Consider the following 2,593-nt stretch of genomic DNA (forward strand, 5'->3'; position numbering starts at 1 on the left):
TCATGGAAGGCGCCGCAGGTGCAGCCCCAGCGGCGTCGGCCCCTGCGCCTGCTGCTGCGGCCCCCGCACCGCAGGCCGAGCCGAAAGCATCGGCCGCCGAAGAGGCTGTGCCCCAGGCCAACGCCAAGCCGGCTGCAGCGCCCGCGCCGCACGCCCCGGGCGCCGCGCCCGTCGGCCTGCCGCACGCCAGCCCCTCGGTGCGCAAGTTCGCCCGCGAACTCGGCGTGCCGCTCGAAGAGCTCAAGGGTTCCGGCCCCAAGGGCCGCATCACGCAGGACGACGTGCAGGCCTTCACCAAGCAGGTGATGAGCGGCGCCACCCAGACCAAGGCCCAGGCCGCCAAGGCCCCGGCCGGTGGTGGCGGCTCCGGTGCCGGGCTGGACCTGCTGCCCTGGCCGAAGGTGGACTTCGCCAAGTTCGGCACGGTCGAGCGCAAGGACCTGTCGCGCATCAAGAAGATCAGCGGCGCCAACCTGCACCGCAACTGGGTGATGATTCCCCACGTCACCAACAACGACGAGGCCGACATCACCGAGCTGGAAGCCTTCCGCGTCTCCACCAACAAGGAGAACGAGAAGTCCGGCGTGAAGGTGACCATGCTCGCCTTCGTCATCAAGGCCGTGGTGGCCGCGCTCAAGAAATTCCCCGAGTTCAACACCAGCCTGGACGGCGACACGCTCGTCTACAAGCAGTACTACCACGTCGGTTTCGCGGCGGACACGCCCAACGGCCTCGTGGTGCCGGTGCTGAAGGATGCCGACAAGAAGGGCATCCTCCAGATCAGCCAGGAAATGGGCGAACTGGCCAAGAAGGCCCGCGACGGCAAACTCGGCGCAGCCGACATGCAGGGTGGCTGCATGTCGATCAGCTCGCTGGGCGGCATTGGCGGCACGCACTTCACGCCCATCATCAACGCACCCGAAGTGGCCATCCTCGGCCTCTCCAAGGGCCAGATGAAGCCGGTGTGGGACGGCAAGGCCTTCGTGCCGCGCCTGGTGCTGCCGCTGTCGCTGTCGTACGACCACCGCGTGATCGACGGCGCCAGCGCCGCGCGCTTCAACGCCTACCTCGGCCAAGTGCTGGCGGACTACCGCCGCATCCTGCTGTAAAGGAGCATCCCCTATGGCAGTGATCGACATCAAGGTGCCCGACATCGGCGACTTCGCCGAAGTGGGCGTGATTGAAGTGCTGGTGAAGCCCGGCGATACCATCCAGGCCGAGCAGAGCCTGGTCACCGTGGAGTCCGACAAGGCATCGATGGAAATCCCGTCGAGCCATGCCGGCGTGGTGAAGGAGCTCAAGGTCAAGATCGGCGACAAGGTCGCGGAAGGCTCCGTGCTGCTCACGCTGGAGGCGTCCGACGCCGCCAGCGCGCCGGCCGCGGCGCCCGCACCTGCAGCGGCGCCTGCGGCAGCTTCCGAGCCAAAACAGGCTCCAGCACAATCAACACTAGGGCATGATGCTACAAAAAGCGTAGCAACTGCTCCGGCGGCCAGCTACGGCGGCACGGTCGACCTGGATTGCGACGTGCTCGTGCTGGGCGGTGGCCCCGGCGGCTACAGCGCCGCGTTCCGTGCGGCCGACCTGGGCCTCAAGGTGATCGTGGTCGAGCGCTACGCCACCCTGGGCGGTGTCTGCCTCAACGTGGGCTGCATCCCGTCGAAGGCGCTGCTGCACGTGGCGGCGGTGATCGACGAGGTCAGCCACCTGAAGGCGGCGGGCATCGATTTCGGTGCGCCCAAGGTGGACATCGACACGCTGCGCGGCCACAAGGAAAAGGTCATCGGCAAGCTGACGGGCGGCCTCGCGGCCATGGCCAAGATGCGCAAGGTGACCACCGTGCGCGGCGTGGGCCAGTTCGTGGGTGCGAACCACCTCGAAGTGGAAGAGACCACGGGCGCCACGGGCCAGGAGAAGACGGGCAACAAGAAGGTCATCGCCTTCAAGAACGCCGTCATCGCCGCCGGCTCGCAGGCCGTGCACCTGCCGTTCATGCCCAAGGACCCGCGCGTGGTGGACTCCACCGGCGCGCTGGAACTCAAGGCGGTTCCCAAGCGCATGCTCATCCTGGGCGGCGGCATCATCGGCCTGGAAATGGGCACGGTGTACAGCACGCTCGGCGCGCGCCTGGATGTGGTCGAGATGATGGACGGCCTGATGCAGGGCGCCGACCGCGACCTCGTCAAGATCTGGCAGAAGATGAACGCCAAGCGCTTCGACAACATCATGCTCAACACCAAGACGGTGGGCGCCGAAGCCACGCCCGAGGGCATCAAGGTGACCTTCGCCGCGGCGCAAGAGGGCGGCACCGCGCCGGAACCCCAGGTGTACGACCTGGTGCTGCAGGCCGTGGGCCGCACGCCCAACGGCAAGAAGATCGGCGCCGACAAGGCCGGCGTGGCCGTCACCGACCGCGGCTTCATCGACGTGGACATCCAGATGCGCACCAACGTGCCGCACATCTTCGCCATCGGCGACATCGTGGGCCAGCCCATGCTGGCGCACAAGGCCGTGCACGAGGCGCACGTGGCGGCGGAAGTCATCGCCGGCGAACTGCAGGGCAACAAGGAGCTGGCCGCCGCCGCCTTCAACG

2 protein-coding genes are annotated in these 2,593 nt (G+C 67.6%); both read left to right on the forward strand.

Annotated elements, in window-relative coordinates:
* On the forward strand, positions 1-1,109 hold a 1,109-nt coding region (locus AC27IQ_RS22245; protein ID WP_487090831.1), incomplete at its 5' end, for a 2-oxo acid dehydrogenase subunit E2.
* A 13-nt stretch (positions 1,110-1,122) separates the two neighbouring features.
* A partial coding sequence (locus tag AC27IQ_RS22250) for a dihydrolipoyl dehydrogenase family protein (protein ID WP_487090832.1) occupies positions 1,123-2,593 on the forward strand: 1,471 nt, incomplete at its 3' end.

The organism is Acidovorax sp. KPB24-07 (assembly GCF_057543315.1).